Raw genomic sequence first — 2,493 nt, 5'->3', positions numbered from 1 at the left:
CGGGTCCTGCTCAGGACGCCGTCACGAAAGGCCCGAAGCCGCTCCAGGATCTCGGGCTCATTCTTGTAAACGTATTCCGCGGGGCACAGCTCCTCCTCGGGTTCGTCGGGGTCGGGCTTTTCCGTGCCGGTCAGCCAGCCTTCCACTCGGGGGAAGAACAATCGGAAGGCCGAGAACCTGTCCGTATTGCTTGACCCGCCGCAGACGTGCAGGGGGCCGTTGCTCAAGGTGCCGATGATGCGGAATCCGTCCGCATCCAGCAGAAGCCCCAGCCCGGAAGACCCGGGTTCGGTAACCCCCTCGCTCCAGAGTACTTCGATTTGGTTGTAGTAGGGATATGCCGCAACGGAGCTTCTCAGGATATCGCCATGAGAAATGCGCATGTGCATGGCTTGGGGATGGTGGATGCCCGTGATGGCTTCGCCCGCTGAGACGGCGCGGTCGGTCCATCCGGCGTAGAAGCGTCCAAACGTGCCGTTGGGAACGCTCTCGAGTTCCATGAGCGTAATGTCAAGGTCGCTGTTGGTAGAGAGCGTGACCATGCCCGCGCTGCGCGGGAGACTGCTGAGCGCGGGCGGGTCGGCCGTGTCGCACGCGGTCGCGCGATAGTCCCAGATGACGTCGACTTCACTGGCGGACACCACCTCGGGCACGCAGTGATTCGAGGTGAGCACATAGGACTCGAGGGCGGGGGAATCGGCATTGTTGACAAGGGTGCACGTGCACAGACCCTGGTCGCCGCCCGCGCTTGGGACAACCAGCATGCCTACCCCTGAAGCAACATCCAGGATATCCGAATTGCTTTCGCAGGCAATGTTGATGTTGCAGTCGAGTTCCTTGAAGAACTCACCGAACCCCCGGTAGAAATGGGCCACGCCGGTCAGGCGCAGAGACGGCAACGCGTCATGAGGCGTTCGTACCACGAGCATGGCCCAATCGCCTTCCGTGGTGGCAAGCCACCGGCCGTCCTCGAGGGCGTCGTCAGCCGTGTATGGTCCAAACGCGCGAGGCAGCACGGGATCGATAACGTACAGCTCGTCACCCTCCTGTAAACCGGAGAGTTCGACTTGAAACCGAAGCGCTTGAGCATCCACCGAGGAAACGGTCGCCCGATACAGGTACGATGCGCTCTCAGCCAGGGGCGGTCCGAACAGCTCGCTTCCGGCGTATTCGACCTCGAAGCCCTCCGCGATGCCCAACACCTTGTTCTCCGGCTGCTCGCGGTTCTTAAGAGACTGGTTTTGGCCCGCGAACACCGTGAGCGTGAGGGTCTTTGCGGGAAACAGGAGACAGCGTGCGAGTTCCTGCCGCGTCATCGGCTCGTCCCAGGACTGCTGCACGTCTTTGATGCTGATCGGGGGGAGATACGCGCCCGGAGCGGAGTGCTCGGCGTGCGCGCAGGCGGCGATGGCGAGGATTGCCAAGAGCAGGGGGAAGTATCTGAACATCAGGTTGTCTCCAGGTTGTATCACCGTATTATACACGAGGAGAGCTCGTTCCATACGCGACCCCGGGATTCAATGCCCGTCAGCCCGATGCGGTATCATGTCTTCCACTATGGCAACTCGAACGGTAAACATGCTGGCTGTTTTGGGCCCTACGGCCTCTGGAAAAACCGCTTTGGGCGCACAATTGGCCTATGCGTTCGGCGGCGAGATCATCTCGGCCGATTCGCGCCAGGTGTATCGGGGGCTGGACATCGGTTCGGGCAAAGACCTGTGCGAATACGTGGTCGAGGGACACGCGGTTCCCTATCATCTCATCGATGTGGCCGCTCTCTCCCACGAATTCAGCGTTTTCGAGTACCAGCAACGGTGTTTCGCCGCGTTCGAAGAGATTTCAGGGCGCGGCGCGCTGCCGGTGATGGTGGGGGGGACGGGCCTCTACATCGAGGCCGTCTTGAAAGGCTATCGAATGGTCGAGGCCCCCGAGAATGCCAGTCTGCGGCAGGAACTGGCCCATTTGACCGGTGATGCCCTCGCCGCCCGGCTGGCGGGTCTCAAACCCGGACTTCACAATACCACCGACCTCACGGACAGAAACCGTCTTGTTCGCGCCATCGAGATCGCCGAGTACTCGAAACTCCATCCGCCCGCGCCCGCGCCCGATATCCGGCCGTTCGTCCTGGGCACGCGCTGGGACCGGCACGTATTGCGCCGGCGTATCGGGGAACGCCTTCGGCAGCGCTTCGACGCCGGAATGATTGAAGAAGTCGAGGGGCTGCGCGCACAAGGCGTGCCGTGGGAAAAACTGCACTTTCTCGGCCTGGAATACCGCTATATCAGCGAATATCTCGAAGGGCGCATCAAGAGTCGCGACGAGCTCTACCAGAGCCTGCGCACGGCCATCTGCCAGTTCGCCAAGCGCCAGGAAACCTGGTTCCGGCGCATGGAACGCAACGGCGTGATCATTCACTGGGTAGACAACGCTGATGCGACTACCGCCCTCAAACTCGCGCGAGATGCCTTGTAATACCTCCCGCGCTCGCCCGGG

2 protein-coding genes are annotated in these 2,493 nt (G+C 61.7%); one reads left to right on the top strand and one right to left on the bottom strand.

All coding sequences use genetic code 11. The features are described 5' to 3' along the window. Nucleotides 1–1,448 (bottom strand): hypothetical protein (locus PLJ71_20300; protein ID HQM51035.1); only part of this gene is annotated, 1,448 nt, incomplete at its 3' end. A gap of 109 nt (nucleotides 1,449–1,557) precedes the next feature. On the opposite strand from PLJ71_20300, the gene miaA reads away from it, so the two are divergent. After that, nucleotides 1,558–2,472 (top strand): tRNA (adenosine(37)-N6)-dimethylallyltransferase MiaA, encoded by a 915-nt coding sequence (miaA, locus tag PLJ71_20295; GenBank protein ID HQM51034.1) that lies wholly within the window; start codon nucleotides 1,558–1,560, stop codon nucleotides 2,470–2,472. Nucleotides 2,473–2,493: the final 21 nt, after the last annotated feature.

Source organism: Candidatus Hydrogenedentota bacterium (genome assembly GCA_035416745.1).
Taxonomy (GTDB): domain Bacteria; phylum Hydrogenedentota; class Hydrogenedentia; order Hydrogenedentales; family SLHB01; genus UBA2224.
Note: the sequence above shows the minus strand (reverse complement) of the source record. Positions and strands in the feature narration are given on the sequence as shown.